1 protein-coding gene is annotated in these 1,482 nt (G+C 44.3%); it reads left to right on the forward strand.

Annotation, left to right across the window (positions count from 1 at the left end):
- The first annotated feature begins 93 nt into the window (after positions 1 to 93).
- Entirely contained in the window at positions 94 to 1,428 is a 1,335-nt protein-coding gene (locus FTV38_RS17505) for an ISNCY family transposase (RefSeq protein ID WP_039255483.1), read from the forward strand.
- Positions 1,429 to 1,482: the final 54 nt, after the last annotated feature.

Consider the following 1,482-nt stretch of genomic DNA (forward strand, 5'->3'; position numbering starts at 1 on the left):
TGTTAGAACCCATTTAAAGTGTCTATATTCTCACCAATAAAAATGTCTGGTTTATGATGATTTTTATCACCATGGACTGGATATAAAATATAGATGCTGATCACTATGTCTGACAAAGAAATTCAACGTCTTGCAGTTCTGCAAGACGTTCGAGATCATCGTATTACCCAAGTCCGTGCTGCTGAAATCCTGAATCTTTCCACCCGTCAAATTACCCGGTTATTGCAGAAGCTCAATCAAGATGGTGTTTCAGGCATGACGCATGCCAGTCGTGGTCAACCGGGCCATCATCGCCATGACGATTTATTAAAATCGCAATGTCTTTCCATTATTTCTGAACATCTGCTGGGCTTTGGACCTACCTTGGCGCATGAGAAGCTCAGCAGCATGTTTGACCTGAATATCCCGGTAGAAACGGTTCGGCGCTGGATGACTGCAAATGACCTTTGGATTCCGCGATCCAAACGTCTAAAACGCCCATACCAGCCACGCTATAACCGTGATTGCTTCGGTGAGCTGATCCAGATTGATGGCTCATATCATGACTGGTTTGAAGGAAGAGCCACCAAATGCTGTTTGCTGGTTTATATCGATGATGCTACCGGCAAGCTGTTGCATCTGCGCTTTTGTGAGGCTGAAACGACCTTTGACTATATGCTTTCAACCCGAGCCTACATTGAGCAATACGGCAAGCCCTTGGCCTTTTACAGCGATAAACACTCGGTATTCAGAGTGAATCAGAAATCCAGCCAAGACAGCAAGATCACGCAATTTGGGCGGATTCTGAATGAGTTAAACATTGATATTATCTTCGCCAACTCCCCACAGGCGAAGGGTCGCGTAGAGCGAGCGAATAGAACCCTTCAGGACCGTTTGATCAAGGAGATGCGCCTGGAAGGCATCTGTTCGATTGCAGAAGCAAATGCCTGGTTGCCCTGCTTTATTGAGCAGTTCAATCAGAAGTTCGCCAAATGTGCGCGAAACTCAAAGAACCTGCATCGTCCATTAACCGAATCTGATCTTGAACTGGATGATATTTTTACCTGGCAGGAACCGCGTAAGGTCACCAAGAACCTGACGATTACCTATGACAAATGTATTTATCTGCTTGAACCGACAGAGCTGAATCATAAGCTTGCTGGGCAATACATTGCATTTCTGGAGTATCCGGATGGCACTGTGGCCCTCATGCATGAAGGACGAAAGCTCAACTACAGCATCTTCAATAAATTGGCTGGGCTACAGCAAAATGAGATTGTTGAGAATAAACGGTTAGGTTCAGTCCTGGCGCATATTCAACAGCAGCATGAAGAACTAGAAAAACAGAATAAACGTTCCCGGGCCAAGAAAAGTATGCCAAGTCGTAAAGCTCAGAAAGCTGTTGTTGAACAAAGAAACTTAAATCCTGTGCTTGACTCTTGTGGTTAAAAACAGGACATTTTAAATGGTTTATCGCATAGACATTTTAATTGGTGAATAACA

The organism is Acinetobacter sp. YH16044 (assembly GCF_013417145.1).
Classification (GTDB): domain Bacteria; phylum Pseudomonadota; class Gammaproteobacteria; order Pseudomonadales; family Moraxellaceae; genus Acinetobacter; species Acinetobacter amyesii.